General features: G+C 67.8%; 8 protein-coding genes. 2 read left to right on the forward strand and 6 right to left on the reverse strand.

The window, feature by feature from the left end; genetic code table 11:
• Positions 1-24 precede the first annotated feature (24 nt).
• The 4 genes from ACVCMG_RS04715 to dapD all read right to left on the reverse strand — a co-directional run bounded on the left by ACVCMG_RS04715 (position 25) and on the right by dapD (position 2999).
• Positions 25-1086, reverse strand: coding sequence for a VIT1/CCC1 transporter family protein (locus ACVCMG_RS04715; protein WP_447105834.1), 1062 nt, complete (start codon positions 1084-1086; stop codon positions 25-27).
• A 2-nt stretch (positions 1087-1088) separates the two neighbouring features.
• Positions 1089-1556 (reverse strand): DUF2165 family protein, encoded by a 468-nt coding sequence (locus ACVCMG_RS04720; RefSeq protein WP_447115004.1) that lies wholly within the window; start codon positions 1554-1556, stop codon positions 1089-1091.
• Between the two features lie 31 nt (positions 1557-1587).
• The gene (locus ACVCMG_RS04725) at positions 1588-1941 is read right to left on the reverse strand and encodes a Spx/MgsR family RNA polymerase-binding regulatory protein (protein WP_395117336.1); all 354 of its coding nucleotides are present in this window, start codon (positions 1939-1941) and stop codon (positions 1588-1590) included.
• Positions 1942-2042: 101 nt separating this feature from the next.
• Positions 2043-2999 (reverse strand): 2,3,4,5-tetrahydropyridine-2,6-dicarboxylate N-succinyltransferase, encoded by a 957-nt coding sequence (dapD, locus tag ACVCMG_RS04730; RefSeq protein ID WP_395117334.1) that lies wholly within the window; start codon positions 2997-2999, stop codon positions 2043-2045.
• Positions 3000-3027: 28 nt separating this feature from the next.
• Here dapD and ACVCMG_RS04735 point away from each other — a divergent pair, with 28 nt between their 5' ends.
• Positions 3028-3582, forward strand: coding sequence for an NADPH-dependent FMN reductase (locus tag ACVCMG_RS04735; RefSeq protein ID WP_395117332.1), 555 nt, complete (start codon positions 3028-3030; stop codon positions 3580-3582).
• A gap of 89 nt (positions 3583-3671) precedes the next feature.
• On the forward strand, positions 3672-4706 hold the full coding sequence (gene tssA / locus ACVCMG_RS04740; RefSeq protein WP_395117330.1) for a type VI secretion system protein TssA: 1035 nt from the start codon (positions 3672-3674) through the stop codon (positions 4704-4706).
• A 39-nt stretch (positions 4707-4745) separates the two neighbouring features.
• Here tssA and ACVCMG_RS04745 read toward each other — a convergent pair whose 3' ends face one another.
• Entirely contained in the window at positions 4746-5891 is a 1146-nt protein-coding gene (locus ACVCMG_RS04745; RefSeq protein WP_395117328.1) for a hypothetical protein, read from the reverse strand.
• Complete coding sequence (locus ACVCMG_RS04750; protein ID WP_447115393.1) at positions 5870-16678, reverse strand: filamentous hemagglutinin N-terminal domain-containing protein; 10809 nt, start codon at positions 16676-16678, stop codon at positions 5870-5872. Before ACVCMG_RS04750 ends, ACVCMG_RS04745 begins: the two co-directional genes overlap by 22 nt.
• Positions 16679-16687 lie beyond the last annotated feature (9 nt).

The raw sequence follows: 16687 nt of genomic DNA on the forward strand, positions 1-16687 counted from the left end.
CGGGGGATGCCGCAGCATACCAAGCTAGCTCAGCACCACGCCCAGCAAATGCCCCACGCCAAAAGTGATCGCGGCCGCGACACTGGTGATGACGAATTGCCGGGCGATCGAGAACAGCATGCTGCGCCCGGTGAACAGCGAGGTGCCGATACCGATCAGCGCCAATCCGCCAGCAGTGGAAGCCACGCTGGCCAGCAATGCCGCTTGTCCGCCCAGAAAGAAATACGGCGCCACCGGAAACAGCGCGCCGCAGGCGAACAGGCAGAACGAGGAGGTCGCCGCGCCGTAGGCCGAGCCGCCCAGCTCGGCCGGGTCGACGCCGAGATCCTCGCGCACCAGCATGTCCAGCGCCGCGCGCGGCGTTTCGGTCACGTGTTCGGCGAGGTGCTCGGCCGCCGCCGGTTCCAGCCCCTTGTCGCGATAGATGCCGGCGATGTGTTCGCGGCCATCTTCCGGGGCCACCGCCAGGCGTTCGGCGCGCTCGGTGATCTGCGCCTGGTAGAACTCGCGCGAGCTGTTGACCGACAGCCACTCGCCCAGGGCCATCGAGCACGCGCCTGCGACCAGGCCGGCCAGGCCGGCCAGCAGCACGGCGCGATCGCCGGTGGCGGCGCCGGCCATGCCCATCACCAGGCTGACGTTGGACACCAGCCCGTCGTTGGCGCCGAGGACGGCGGCGCGCAAGGTGTTGCCGCTCTGCGCGCGATGGCGCAACCCGTGCGGACCGGCCGGACGCGGCAACGGAAAGTGGTCGCGGTGGCCGCTGCGGTCGACCGGCGTGGCCTCATGATCCGCGTGCGCCAACCGCACCACGGTCGGCATCACGAACTCGGTGCCAAAGCGTCGCGCAAACCAGCTGAGCGCGCGCACGCGCAGGCCGATCCGCTGCCGCGGCACGGCCTCGCCCAGTTCGCGCAGGCGCGCCTCCCAGAATTGCGCATTGCCGCGCTCGCCCGCGGCGATGCGCCGGTAGGCGTGCTGAAGTTGCGGGTCGTCGGCCAGCTCGGCCAGCCGCGCGTACAGCGCGGCGTTGTCGCGCTCGATGCGCAGGTTGTTGCGGAAGCGGCGGGTGCGGCCGTGGGTCATCGTCAATCACCGAGCTCGTCGTCATGCTGGCCGAGCCAGACCAGCGCCAGCAGCAACACGACGACGAAGCGGAACGCGCTGCCCAGCCCGTTCCACTGCGTGGACATCCACATGCCGAACCATTCGCCGCCGATCGCCATGAAGCCGCCCAGCCACAACAGCACGCCGACGCCCAGGCCGGCCACGGCGAGCTGACCGGCGCACCGGAACGCCGTCGCAGGCGCACGGCGCGCGCGCCACATGCGCCAGGCGCCTGCGCCGCACAGGACGGCGGCCAGTGCTTCGGCGGCGATGATCAGAACGTAGGCGGCATGCTGCAGCAGCGGTGCATGGATCGCGCGGTAGTGGATGGCGGCGTCGGGGAAGATCGAATCCATCGCCAGCACATGCTGCACGAAGACCAGGTTGCTGCCGTAGTCGGTGAGGTTGCCGAACGCGACCAGCGCCAGCCACAGTGCGATCGTCGCCACCAACCCGATCTTCGAAAGCCGCATCGACACGTCAGCGCCCGAACAGCTTCTTGAAGCCGTTGTCGGTGAAGCCCACGCTCACCGTGCCGTCGTCCCGCACCACCACCGGACGGCGGATCAGCGCGGGATATTCCTTCAGCAGCAGTGTCCACTCCGGGTCGCTGCCGGGGTTCTTGCGCTGCGGCAGCAGGTTGCGCCAGGTGGTGGAGGACTTGTTGACCAGCTTTTCCCAGCCGCCGAGCTGCGCCGCCCAGTCCTTCAGCGTCGACGCCGGCAGCGGGTTGGCGCGGTAGTCGACGAAATCATGCGGCACCTCGAAGCGGACCAGCCAGTTGCGCGCCTTGCGGCAGGTGTCGCAAGTGGGCAATCCATAAACAGTCGTCATCCCGATCTTCCTTCCTGTAGGAGCCCGCTCGCGGGCGATGCTCTTGCTTCTGCGAATCCCGAATCCCGATGCCCGCCAGGGCATCGACCGCGAGCGGGCTCCTATGTGGCAGCTCGCAGGAGGTCGTTGATGCTGGTCTTGCTGCGGGTTTTTTCATCCACCTGCTTGACGATGATGGCGGCGTACAGGCTGTGCGAGCCGTCTTTCGCCGGCAGGCTGCCGGCCACCACCACGCTGCCGGCCGGTACGCGGCCGTAGCTCACCTCGCCGGTCGCGCGGTTGTAGATGCGGGTGGACTGGCCCAGGAAAACCCCCATGCCGATCACGCTGCCCTTCTCCACCACCACGCCCTCGACCACCTCGGAGCGCGCGCCGATGAAGCAGCCGTCCTCGATGATGGTGGGGTTGGCCTGCAACGGCTCCAGCACGCCGCCGATGCCGACGCCGCCGGACAGGTGCACGCCCGCGCCGATCTGCGCGCAGGAACCCACCGTGGCCCAGGTGTCGACCATGGTGCCGGCGCCGACGCAGGCGCCGATGTTGACGTAGCTGGGCATCAGCACCGCATCCTTCGCGATGTGCGCGCCGCGACGCACCAGCGCGCCGGGCACCACGCGCGCACCGAGCTGCTGCAGTTCGGCGTCATTGCCGTGGGCGAAGCGCAGCGGCACCTTGTCGAACGCCTGCGCCGGGCCGCCGTCGACCACGCGGTTGTCGTTGATGCGGAAGTACAGCAGCACGGCCTTCTTGAGCCACTGGTTCACCGTCCAGCCGCCGTGGCCGTCCGGCTCGGCGACGCGGCGCTCGCCGGATTCGAGCAGGTCGAGCACCTGCCCCACGGCCGGCCGCAGATGGCTTTCGATCTCGGATGGGGTGAGTGCGTGGCGACGCTCGAAGGCGTCGTCGATCAGGGTTTCGATGGATTGCATGGCGATTCGATTCGGTCGATGAAAGGCGGCCGCTGCGGCGAACGGCAAAGAGTACAGGCTGCCAGCGCGGGTGCGGCCGGGTTCATGCGCTTTTAACCCGACGGCGCAGTACATTGGCTGGACGTCCATTCTTCCACATCCCCACGAGGAGCCGAACATGAGCCAGATCAAGATTGCCGTGCTGGTAGGCAGCCTGCGTGCAGATTCGTTCAACCGCCGACTGGCCCGGGCAGTGGAGAAACTGGCACCGGGCGACCTTGCGTTCCGCCACATCCAGATCAACGACCTGCCGCTGTACTCGCAGGATTTCGACGCCGCCTACCCGGCCACCGCCACGCGGCTGAAGAAGGATATCGAAGGGGCGGACGGGCTGCTGTTCGTCACGCCCGAGTACAACCGCTCGATCCCGGGCGTGCTGAAGAACGCGATCGACATCGCCTCGCGCCCCTGGGGCACCAACTCGTTCGCCGGCAAACCGGCGGCGGTGATCGGCACCTCGATCGGCTCGACCGGCACCGCGATGGCGCAGCAGCACCTGCGCAACGTGCTGGCCTACCTGGACGTGCCCACGCTGGCCCAGCCGGAGGTATTCATCCACTTCAAGGAGGACCTGATCGCCGATGACGGCAGCGTCGCCAACGACTCCACGCGCAAGTTCCTGCAAGGTTTCGTCGATGATTACGTGGCCTGGATTCGCCGCTTTGCACGTTGATCCCGGCGTCGCCGGCCACCACGCCTGCGACTGGTTTTGCGCCGCCGATGGGCGATAATGGGGGACCATTCGACCACGGGGGGAGATCCATGGCGCGATACAATCTGGAGCCGTTGCTGGCCCCGGTATCCGACGAATCGCCGGCCGGACCGGATCTCGAGTACGACCCGGAGTTTCTCGCCCTGGAGCGCGCCGCCGCGCCCAAGGCCGAGCGCGCCGTGGGCGACGCGGTCAAGGCTGCCGAGGAGCCGGACTGGGAGAAAGTCGTCGAGCTGTCCGAGGCGATCCTGCAACGCTCCAAGGATTTGCGCCCGGCGGTGCACCTGACCACGGCCTGGATGCGCAGCTCCGGCATGCCCGGCTGGAGCGCCGGGCTGGGGCTGATCCGCGGCCTGCTGGAACAATTCTGGGACACCGTGCATCCGCAGCTGGACGCGGAGGACGACAACGACCCGACCATGCGCGTCAACGCGGTGGTGCCGCTGAACGACCTGCAGGGTGTGCTCGGTTATTTCCGCACCACGCCGTTCGTGCAGTCGCCGCGCATGGGCCGTTTCAGCCTGCGCGACCTGCGCATCGCCAACGGCACGCTGAAGGTCACCACGCCCGGCGACGGCCCCGAGCCGAGCATCACCGAGATGGAAGCGTGCTGCATGGATTGCGCGGAGGAGGAGCTGGTCCAGACCACCGCCGCGATCAGCGAGTCACTGGAGCATGCCAAGGCCATCGACGCCCTGTTCAACGACCACGTCGGCACGATGGGTCCGGACTTCAAGAACCTGCTCAGCGACATCTACGAGCTGAAGAAATTCCTCGACCCGCAGCTGGCGCGTCGACTGCCGGCCGAAGTGCAAGGCGAAGGGGCTGGCGAAGGCGGCGCGGAGGGTGGTGCACCGAACGCGGCGCGGGCCTCGGGTCCGATCGCCGGGCCGCAGGACGTGATGCGCCGGCTCGACGAGATCTGCGACTACTACACGCGCTGCGAACCCTCCAGCCCGGTACCGCTGCTGTTGCGGCGCGCACAGCGGCTGGTCGGCATGGATTTCATGGACCTGCTCAGGGATCTCGCGCCGGGCGGCATTTCCGAACTGCGCGTGGTGTCGGGTACGCCGGAAGACGAATAGCCCGCCGCCGGGAACAAGTCCGGCGGGCGCGGCGCCTCGTCAGTAAACGCCCTTGCAACTGCTGGCTGCGGGGCGAACCACGAGCTGGTGCACCGAAGGGTCCCAGCTCAGCGACAGGCCGCCCGGAAGCCCGGCCGTGATGCCGGCCGAGGCGATCTGGCTGATCGGCCCCACCGTGCTGCCGTGTCCGTCGCCGAACGTCACCGTCGCACTGATCGCGTAGCTGAGCGGATCGGCGCAACCGTCGACGGTGACGTACTTGGCCACCGTGCCCCGCCCTACACCCTCGGGCATGCTGCCGGTGACCGCCGGCATGGCGCGACCCTGTCCGCCGCCGGGCGCCGGGCAGATCTGGGTCAGCGCGTAGCTCACCGAGACCTTCGGCGCGGGCGCCACCTCCAGCGCGGCCGAGGTGGGCGGCTGCGCCGTGCAGCCCATCAGGAACACCTTGCGCTGCGCCACCACGTTGAGCACGTAGCTGCCCGATGGCAGCGCACCGGCAGGCAATTTCAATTCGATGCGATTGGGCAACACGCCGGTCACCACCGGCTGCACCGCCTGCGGCTTGCCCTGTGCGTCGGTCGCGCTGACCACCGGGCTGGCGCACTGTGCGTCAAGCAGGTTTTCCCCGGTCAGCGCGAACGCTGCCCCGGCGCCGGCGCCATGCAGGACGAACAGCGGGCGTCGATCCAGCGTCTCCACGCCATTGATCACCGGCGGCAATTTCGACCCGCCGGAGGCGGCCGCCTTCAACGCCACGGTGCGGGCCAGTGCAGCCGCCATCGCGGCGACATCCTGGCCCAGGCAGCCCTTGCTGGCCTCCAGGAACGCCTGCGTGCGCTGCACGGCGGCTTCGGCGCGGTAGGCCTGCGCCTTCTCGTCGTTGCCCAGCATGTCGATCGGCTTGGCCAGATCCTTGCCCAGCGCCTTGCGCAAGTCCCGGCCCAGGTCGGCCAGCTTCTGGCTGGTTGCCGCGAGACTGGAGCCAGGCGACCCGGTCGCACGTGCGGCGAGGTCGTGTTGCGCCGTGTCCAGCTGCGTGATGATCAGTTCCCCGGTCAGCCGCGGCGCGATCTGCGGCGCTGCCTGGCCCGCGACGGGGCCGGTCAGGCCCAGCGCAAGCATCGCCACCGCGATGCCTGCGCCGAGTTTGCCGATGCCGGTCACTGCGGCGCTTTCGGCCATGGCATGACCATGCCCAGTGCGTCCGGGTCCTGGCAGGCGGCCTGGTCCGGCTGATCCGGATCGCAACCGCTCTGCTGGTCGGGCGGCAGGCGCACGCCGGAAGGCACGATGCCGTACGAGCGGTAGTTGGCGGTGATCACGCTCGGGTCGATGTAGGAGTCGCCGTGGTTGCCGTTCTGCGCGCTGCCCGCACCGGAGGCGGTCGGCACGTTGATGGCGAAACCACCGCCCAGCGGCAGCAGGTTGCCGGAGCTGTCCACCGCATAGAAGTAAGCGGGCGGCAGGCCGACGTTGGCGATGTTCTGCAGGCCCGTGCCCACCACGTAGATCGGCTGGGAGCTGGAACCCAGGCGCCCGGTGGAACCCCATACGCCTATGCCGTCATACAGCGGTGTCGTGCCGAGCTGGAACAGGTCGCCATGGGTCACCGACAGGTAGAACGGCGAGGTGCCCGCGTTCACCGTGAAGGCGCTGCCGGCCACCGACGCCAGTGTCAGCGTCTTGTCGTTGGTCATGCTGAAGCCGGCCAGCGAAGTGAAGTTGCCCAGCGTGTCGACCATGTTCTTGTTGGGCGAACTCGCGCTGCCCAGCACGGTCGGACCCACCGCGCTGCCGCTAAGCGTGCCGGCAGTGATGATGCCGCTGGCGCCTTCGCTGATCGCGCCGGCCGAGGTGAGCGTGGTGGCCGTTCCCTTCACCGAACCGTTGATCGCCAGATCGCCGCTGGTGGTCTTCAGCGAAGTGCTGGCGCCGCCATCCAGCGGACCGTCGACAGTGAGCGCCTGCGCACTGGTCAGGGCGAAATTGGCTGCCGTGAAGCTGCCCAGCGTGCCGATCTGGTTGGCGCCGTTGAGCGTGGTCGCGCCGACCGAACTGCCGGTCAGGGTGCCGGCCGTGATGACGCCCGCCGCGCCTTCGGTGATCGCGCCGGCCGAGGTGAGCGAGGTGGCCGTTCCCTTCACCGGACCATTGATCGCCAGATCGCCGCTGGTGGTCTTCAGCGAGGTGCTGGCGCCGCCATCCAGTGTGCCGCTGACGGCCAATGTCTGTGCGTTGGTCAAGGCGAAGCTGGCGGCCGTGAAGCCTCCCAGGGTGCCGATGCGGTTGGCGCCGTTGAGCGTGGTGGCACCGGCGGAGCTGCCGGTCAACATGCCGGCGACAATGCTGCCGCCGGCGCCTTCGGTGATTGCGCCAGCAGAGGCCAGCGTCGTGGTCGTGCCCTTCACCGTGCCGTTGATCGCCAGATTGCCGCTGGTGGTCTTCAGCGAAGTACTCGCGCCGCCGTCCACGGAGCCCGTCACCGCCAGCGCCTGCGCGTTGGTCAGCGCGAAGTTCGCCGCCGTGAAGTTGCCCAGCGTGCCGATGTGGTTGGCGCCACCGAGCGCGGTACTGCCGACCGAACTGCCAGTCAACGTGTTCGCATGGATCGCACCAGCCGTCTGGTTGATATTGCGGCCTGCACCCAAGGTAACCGTGTTGCCGGTCAGGGTGCTGGCCAGGATCAGGTCCGAGTTCGCCCCGCTGGCCGTCAGCGTAAGGTCGCCGGCACCACCATTGGCCGACGGTGCATCATTCACCGTCAAGGTCCGGATGGTGTTGAAGGCGAAGTCGCCACCGCTGACGAATGCGCCCAGGGCTGCCACCTGGTTGGCGCCGAGCAGGCTGGTGCTGCCAGCGGAGCTGCCGGTCAAGTTATCGGCGGTGATGACGCCATGGGTGCCTTCGATGATCGCACCGGCCGAGGTCAGCGTGGTGGTGGCGCCGGTCACCGTGCCATTGATGATCAGGTCGCCGGCCGTCGTGGTCAGCGCCACGACCGGGCCACCATCGAGCGGGCCTTCGACGGTCAGCGTCTGACCGTTGGTCAGGCTGAAGTCTGCGCTGAAGCCGCCCAGTATGTTGATGTGGTTGTTGCCATCGAGTGTGGTGTTTCCGATCGAATGACCGGTCAACAGGTTCGCCGTGATGCTGCCGCCGGCGCCTTCGGTGATCGCGCCCGCCGAGACCAGCGTGGTGGTGGCGCCCTTCACCAGACCGTTGATCGCCAGGTCGCCGCTCGTCGTGGTCAACGCCGTGCTGGCCCCCCCGTCGACGGTGCCGCCCACGACCAGGGTCTGCGCGTTGGTCAACGCGAAGCCCGCCGCACTGAAGCTGCCCAAGGTGCCGATGTGGTTTGCGCCGTTGAGCGCAGTCGCACCGATGGATTGACCCCTCAAGGTGCCTGCCGTGATGCTGCCACTGCCGCCTTCGCTGATCCCACCGGCGGAATTCAGCGTTGTCGTGGTGCCGCTCACTGCACCATTGATCGTCAGGTTGCCGGCGGTCGTGGTCAGCGCGGTACCCGCACCGCCACTTACCGGGCCATTCACCGTCAAGGCTTGGGCGTTGATCAACGCGAAGCCCGCCGCACTGAAGCTGCCCAGCGAGCCGATGTGATTGGTCCCGGCAAGGGTCGTCGTACCGGCCGAATGACCGGTCAGCGAAGTGGCCGTGAGGCTGCCGCCTGCGCCTTCGCTGATCGCGCCGGAAGAGGTCAGGCTGACCGCCGTGCCATTGACCGCACCAGCCAGGGTGAGATCGCCCGCACTCACCGTCAGCGCCCCGGTGTTCACCGTGCCAAGGGTCAGTGCATTGAGGTCATTGATCTGGGTGGCACCGCCGGTGAGATTCACCGTGCCGCCGAAGTCGTTGCTGCCGCCTGTCAGGGTGATCGCGTTCGAACCGCCATGGATGGTGCTCGTGCCGATAACGCTCAGCGCACCGCCGGTCTGCAAGACCGCCCCACTGGCGGTGATGTTCAGATCGCCTCCGACCGTGGTCGCGCCCAGGGTTGTGGTGGTTCCGGCGCCCGTCGTGGTGATCGTCAGCCCGTTGCTCGCATTGCCGCTGATGCCGAGGTTCGAACTCGCCGTTACCGCTGAAATTCCGGAGTTTGTACCGCCTACGCCTGTCGAGCCCGCACCGGCAAGGTTCACGTTGACCGCGGTGGTGTAGCCCGAATAGTCCAGGCTTCCGTCGATGCCGGCGTCGAGGCTGCCGGAGATGTCCCCGTCAGCGCCCGAGTGCATGAGGAAGTGGCCGGTGCCGGTGTCGATCAGATTGCCGATGCCGGAGAAGGCGCCTGCCAGATTGGTCGCCGTGCCCTGGTTGTGCCCGGTCAGGCTCCAGGTCTGGTTGCTGGCGGTCAACGTGCCGATACCCGCATCGGCAATGTTCTCGAACGAGGTCCAGCTCACGGTGCCGCTGTTGCCGGCATTGAGGCCGGTCAGATTGTAGATCTGGCTGCTGCCGCTGATCGTGTCAGAGGCAGAACCGCCCTTCGCCGCGGTGATCCCGCTCCAGCCCCCGGTACCGGTCGCCGTGCCTCCCAGGTCCACATTCACCGCGGTCGTGTACGCACTGTAATCCAATGTGCCTGCGGCAGCGGAAGTCAGCATGCCCGACACGCCCGCACCGTTCGCGAACATGAAGGTGCCGGCACCGCTGTCGCTCAGGTTCCCGAACGACGTCCAGCTCAGCGTGCCGTTGTTGCCGGCGTCTGTGCCGGTCAGGTTGTAGGTCTGGTTGCTGCCGGCAATCGTGGCGCCGGCGCCGCTTCCGGCCAGCGTGGTGAGGTTGAAGCCGCTGTAGTCGATGCCCGAGGCGCTCGACACCTTCGTGCCGAGATCGAAGCTGCCGGTCACCCCGGTCACGCTGCCGCCGGTGCCCGTAACCGTACCGAAACCGCTGTACGCGATGCCGCTAGCTGACGAGATACGCGTGTTGTCGGCGAAGCTGCCGACCACGTTCGCGATCGAGCCGCTGCCACCCACGCTGGTGGCGTTCGCGAAGGCCATGCCCTCGCTGGTCCTGCCGTTGTCGTCGAAGCCCACGGCGCCGGTGACCGTCGTCGTGTCGGCCGCGGTGAAGCCGCTATAGCCGACACCGCCGGCATTGCCCGTCTTGGTGCCGCTCAGGTTGAACGCGGTGCCGCCCAGGTTCGTGATCGCGCCACTGCCCGCCACGCTCGTGGCGTTGGCAAAGGTCATGCCGAGACTGCTCTTGGCCGCGCTGTCGAAACCGGCGGCACCGGTGACGGACGTGGTGTCGGCCGCGGTGAAGCCGCTGTAGTTGACGCCACCGGCATTGCCGGTCTTGGTGCCGACCAGATTGAACGCGGTACCCCCAAGGTTCGTGATCGCGCCGCTGCCCGCCACGCTCGTGGCATTGGCAAAGGCGATGCCCAGGCTGCTCCTGGTCGAGCTGTCAAAACCTGCGGCGCCGGTGACGGCCGTGGTGTCGGCCGCGTCGAAGCCGTTGAAGCTGGTGGTGCCTGCCGTACCTGCCATGATGCCGGTCAGGTTGAACGCCGTGCTGCCCAGGTTGGTGATCGCGCCACTGCCCGCCACGCTCGTGGCGTTGGCGAAGGCCATGCCCAGGCTGGTCTTGGCCGTGTAGTCGAAGCCCGCGGCACCGGTGACCGTGGTGGTGTCGGCTGAGGTGAAGCCGTTGTAGTCGATGCCGCCGGCGTTGCCTGCCGTGGTACCGGTCAGGTTGAACGCGGTGCTGCCCAGATTCGTGATCGCGCCACTGCCCGCCACGCTCGTGGCGTTGGCGAAGGTCATGCCGAGACTGCTCCTGGCCGAGCTGTCGAAGCCCACAGCGCCGGTGACCGTCGTCGTGTCGGCCGCGGTGAAGCCGCTATAGCCGACACCGCCGGCATTGCCCGTCTTGGTGCCGCTCAGGTTGAACGCGGTGCCGCCCAGGTTCGTGATCGCGCCACTGCCCGCCACGCTCGTGGCGTTGGCGAAGGTCATGCCGAGGCTGCTCTTGGCCGCGCTGTTGAAACCCGCGGCACCGGTGATGGTCGCCGCGTCGGCGGCCGTGAAGCCGGTGAAGGCAACACCGCCCGCCGAGCCCGCGTTGGCTCCGCTCAGGGCAAAGGTGCTGCTGCCCGTAATCGCCCCATTGCCGTTGCCCGTGACCGCCGTGACGCCCGCCCACGTCCCGCCGATGCCCGTGGTCGCGCCGCTGCCATCGGCCAGGTCGAACGTCACGGCACCGCTGTGGCTGCCGTAGTTCAGCGTCGCCGCCGTCACGTTGCCACTGACGCTGCCGCCGGTGCCGAAGGCCACCGTGCCGCTGGTATCGGCGATGTTGCCGAACCCCGTCCAGGTCACGCCACCACTGCTGCCCTGGTCGATGACCGTGTTGTCCAGCGTGTAGGTCTGGCCGCTGCCCGCGATCGTGGCACCGGCCCCGCTGCCGGTCAGCGTGGTGACGCCGAAGCCGCTGTAGTCGAGCGTCGACGCGCTGGACACCTTCGTGCCGAGATTGAAGCTGCCGGTCACGCCGGTCACGCTGCCACCGGTGCCCGTCACCGCATCGAAGCCGCTGTAGACGATGCCGCTCGCCGACGAGGTCCCGGTGTTGTCGGCGAAGCTGCCGACCACGTTCGCGATCGTGCCGCTGCCGCCCACGCTGGTGGCGTTGACGAAGGTCATACCCTGGCTGGTCTTGGCAATGTCGTCGAAACCTGCAGCGCCCGTGATGGTCGCCGCGTCGGCGGCCGTGAAGCCGGTGAAGGCAACACCGCCCGCCGAGCCCGCGTTGGCTCCGCTCAGGGCAAAGGTGCTACTGCCCGTAATCGCCCCATTGCCGTTGCCCGTGACCGCCGTGACGCCCGCCCACGTCCCGCCGATGCCCGTGGTCGCGCCGCTGCCATCGGCCAGGTCGAACGTCACGGCACCGCTGTGGCTGCCGTAGTTCAGCGTCGCCGCCGTCACGTTGCCACTGACGCTGCCGCCGGTGCCGAAGGCCACCGTGCCGCTGGTATCGGCGATGTTGCCGAACCCCGTCCAGGTCACGCCACCGCTGCTGCCCTGGTCGATGACCGTGTTGTCCAGCGTGTAGGTCTGGCCGCTGCCCGCGATCGTGGCACCGGCCCCGCTGCCGGTCAGCGTGGTGACGCCGAAGCCGCTGTAGTCGAGCGTCGACGCGCTGGACACCTTCGTGCCGAGATTGAAGCTGCCGGTCACGCCGGTCACGCTGCCACCGGTGCCCGTCACCGCATCGAAGCCGCTGTAGACGATGCCGCTCGCCGACGAGGTCCCGGTGTTGTCGGCGAAGCTGCCGACCACGTTCGCGATCGTGCCGCTGCCGCCCACGCTGGTGGCGTTGACGAAGGTCATGCCCTGGCTGACCTTGCTGGCATCGTCGAAACCCGCAGCACCGGTGACCGTCGTCGTGTCGGCCGCGGTGAAGCCGCTATAGCCGACACCGCCGGCATTGCCCGTCTTGGTGCCGCTCAGGTTGAACGCGGTGCCGCCCAGGTTCGTGATCGCGCCACTGCCCGCCACGCTCGTGGCGTTGGCGAAGGTCATGCCGAGGCTGCTCTTGGCCGCGCTGTTGAAACCCGCGGCACCGGTGATGGTCGCCGCGTCGGCGGCCGTGAAGCCGGTGAAGGCAACACCGCCCGCCGAGCCCGCGTTGGCTCCGCTCAGGGCAAAGGTGCTGCTGCCCGTAATCGCCCCATTGCCGTTGCCCGTGACCGCCGTGACGCCCGCCCACGTCCCGCCGATGCCCGTGGTCGCGCCGCTGCCATCGGCCAGGTCGAACGTCACGGCACCGCTGTGGCTGCCGTAGTTCAGCGTCGCCGCCGTCACGTTGCCACTGACGCTGCCGCCGGTGCCGAAGGCCACCGTGCCGCTGGTATCGGCGATGTTGCCGAACCCCGTCCAGGTCACGCCACCACTGCTGCCCTGGTCGATGACCGTGTTGTCCAGCGTGTAGGTCTGGCCGCTGCCCGCGATCGTGGCACCGGCCCCGCTGCCGGTCAGCGTGGTGACGCCGAAGCCGCTGTAGTCGAGCGTCGACGCGCTGGACACCTTCGTGCCGAGATTGAAGCTGCCGGTCACGCCGGTCACGCTGCCGCCGGTGCCCGTCACCGCATCGAAGCCGCTGTAGACGATGCCGCTCGCCGACGAGGTCCCGGTGTTGTCGGCGAAGCTGCCGACCACGTTCGCGATCGTGCCGCTGCCGCCCACGCTGGTGGCGTTGACGAAGGTCATGCCCTGGCTGACCTTGCTGGCATCGTCGAAACCCGCAGCACCGGTGACCGCCGTGGCGTCGGCCGCGATGAAACCCGTGAAGCTGATCCCGCCGGAGGTGCCCTGGTTGGCGCCGAAAAGCGCAAACGGTGACCCACCGATGCCTGTAATCGATCCGGTGCCGGCGATGCTTCCAGTACCGCTTGGCGCAGATCCGCTGAACGCCACGTTGCCGAGTCCGGCAAGCGCTCCATTGAGCGTTATGGACGTCCCTGAAGTTGCCGACAGGTCGCCGGCAACCGAACCATGGCCAAGGTCAAGCGCTCCGCCACTGCTGACCGTCAGGCTGCCTGTTTGCAAGGTACCCAGCGCCAGCGCGTTGGCATCGGTGATCTGCGTGGTGCCGCCGGTCAGGCTCACCGCACCGATGAAGTCGTTGAGCGAGGTCAGCGTGATCGCGTTGCTGCCGGCGTTGAAAGTCGATGTTCCGTTGACCGTGTAGAAACCGGCTCCCTGCGTGATCCCTCCGGCCGTGGTGGTGACCGACAACGGGCCGTTGACGGTCAGGTCGACCGCGCTGAACGTGCCGCTGTTCGTCGTCAGGCTGGTCAGTGCCGTCGTTGCGCCGACCGCGCCGCCGAAGCTGGCGGCGCCGCCGGTGTTCACCGCCAGCGTGTGCGCGCCATTCACCGTGGAGCCGAAGCCGATCGTGCCACTGCCACTGCTGGCCAGCGTTGCATTGGCACCCAGCGTCACCGAGCCGTTGTAGGCCTGGTCACCGCTGGTGCTCACGCTGGCGGTATTGAGATTCGTCGTGCCGCTGACCTGCAGCACGCCCACACCAGCCACCGCCCCTGCCAGCACCGCATTGCCGGTCACCGTCAGGTTGTTGCCGGCACCTGTCACGGCCGCCAGGCTGATCGTCGTTCCAGTCAGCATGACATTGGAACCGAGCGTCAGCGCGTCGCCCCAGCTCTGCATGCCGCTGGTGGCGACATTGCCACTCAACGTGGCGCTGCCGGCGGCATCCGTGATCAGGCTGGTCAACGCCGTCGTGCCGCCGACCGCAGCGTCGAACCTGGTGATTCCGCTGGCGTTCACGGTCAACGCATGCGTGCCGTCGACAGTCGAGGCAAAGGTGATGTCGCTGCCGCTCAACACGCGGTCGCCGCCCAACACCAATGCCGTGTTGTAGGTTTGTGCTCCGCTGGTCGTCACGTTGCCGACAAGCGTGAGCGCAGCGGCATTGGTCAGACTGAAGCTTGAGGCGGTGAAACTTCCGAGATTGCCGATCTGGTTGGCCTCTCCCAACGTGGTGGCACCGGCCGAGCTGCCAGTCAGGGTGCCGACCGTGATGGTGGCTCCCCCCACTTGCGAGATGGTCCCTCCGGTATTCAGCGAGAGGGTGGTGGCGTGGGCCGGAGCGATGGCCGCCGTGATAGCCAGGTCACCGCTGTTGGCGTCACCGATCACGATCGTGTTGGCGGTGATCTGATCCAGTTCGGCACTCGTCACGCCAAGCTGGGGATCTGCGGGAAACGGAGCGTCGGGGCCCAGCGAAATGAGCCGTCCCGCCGTAGCCTGCCGGATGGCCACGATACCGGCGGTGCCGGCATTGATGGTTCCGAGTATGTCGGCGTTGTCTGCAACCAGGCTGACGTTTGCGCCGGTAGCGACACCATTGGTGGTATCCACTGCGACGCCCGTGCCGATGTTGATGCGCGCGCCGCCGCCGGCGGCTCCGAGCGTCACCGCACCACCGGCGGTGACGATGCCCGAACCCACCACGCCCAGATCGCTCGTGGTGGTGGTGATGCCGACGTTGCCGCTGCCGGCGGTACCGCTGACATTCACGCCATTGGCGTCAACGATGTTGACCGCGCCGGTACCCTTCGCGCTGAACACGATGCTGTCGACGTCCGTCTGGATGGCGCCCGATGCGCCGATCGCGCCATTGGTGCCGCCCGCCGTGAGAGTCAGGGCGCTGCCGGAAATCGTGCCCGCAGTGCGCGAGATGCTGCCGGCAGTCGCAGTCAGCGTGGCCGTACCACCGCCCAGCGAGATGTCGTTGTTGAGCGAAATGTTGCGGCCGGCGAGCAACGACAGGTTCAGCACGTCGCCGCCAAGCACCGAATCGAATATCTTGTTGTTGATGACGATGTCGTTCGCCGCATTGAACGTGAGCGAGTTGGTTCCCTTGCCGTTGTAGTCGAGGTCGGCATTGAGGGTGATGTCGCCAGCTTCGGAATTGGCGCCCCCCGTACCCGTCGTGACCGTGACGCTGGCGCCACCGGTCAAGGCGGCGGTGATCAGGTCGACGCCGAGCGACGCTCCGTCGTTGGTCGACACAAAGGGGTTGGCGGCATTGATCTTGGTGTTGCCGCCGCCCGCGACGATCGTGATGTTGTTCGGATCGATCAGCCAGTTGCCGCCCAACCCGTCGGCGCTGCGCGCGAAGACCTGCGGCGTACCGGTGATGGTGAGCGCGCCGTGGCTCGACGTCTCGACGAAACCGCCGTTGCCGCCGTCAATGCCGCCGCGCGCGGACAAGCCGCCGGCGATGACCGAGTTGTCGCGCGAGAACACGGCGATGCTGCCGCCGTCGCCCTTGCCGGTTGCATCGGCGTTGAGCGACGCATCCGGCCCGATGTACGTGCGCGCGGCCACGGCGAGGCCTTCGCCTCCACGGATGCCGCCACCGACGCGAATGGCTCCGCCACCCAGGCGACCTGAAGCATCCACCGTGCCGCCAGTGACCATCACGTCATGGTCCGACAGCAATTCGATGCGCCCGCCATGGTCACCCGTGGCGGTGACACTGCCGCTGCTCTGCACATTGCCGCCGTTGCCCGCCAGCCGCACCACGCCGCCGTCGGTGCTGATGCCGCTGGCGTCGATCACGCCGGAGTTGTTGACCAGGTTGGTGAACAGATCCTTGGCTGCCGAGGCCTGCAGCACCACGGTGCCTCCTTCGGCCTTGAGGGTGCCGGAGTTGCTGACTGCCGCTTCCTTGTCGTCCAGGCGCTGCTTCAGTTCGCCGGTGATCTGGATGTTGATCAGGCCGTTGCCGTCGAAGTCGAGTACGGCGTGTTCGGCGCCGTCGAGGTTGATGCTGCCGTAGTTGGCCAGGATCACGCCGTCGTTGGCCACGCTGCCGCCGACCAGTGCGACGGAGCCGCCGCTGGCGGCCTGAATCAGACCGTGGTTGACGATGCCCGCGCCCGCGCCGACCGCGTTGAGGCTGTAGTTGCCGGCAAGGAAATCCTTCGGGGTGAGGTCCAGCGTGCTGGCCATCAGGCCGCCGACATTCATCTGTGCCGTGGCGCCGAAGATGATGCCGTGGGTGTTGATCAGGAAGACCTGACCGTTGGAGTTGATCTTGCCGAAGATCTGGCTGGGGTTCTGATCTAGGATGCGGTTGAGCGCCACCGCCGAGCGGCCGGGCTGGTTGAACAGCACCGATTCGTTGGCCTTGAGGTTGAATGTCTCCCAGTTCAGCGCCAGTCGCTGCGAGATCTGGTTGATCACCGTCTCGTTGCCGTTCTGGGTGATGCTGCCGGTGCCGCCGACCACCGTGCCGCCGGTGGGGCCGCCGGCGAAGGCGTCAGGACTGACGGCGATCGAGCCGATCGCGAGCCCGATGCACAAGCTGATCGGCCAGGTCTTGTGCAGCGGCAGGCTGCCGGAGGGCAAGCGTGCGATCCGATCCACGGAAGCGCCGTTGCGCGATTCACGCCGGGTGCTGATGTGCTTGCTCATGTCGTCGTC

Source organism: Rhodanobacter sp. UC4451_H18 (assembly GCF_052978225.1).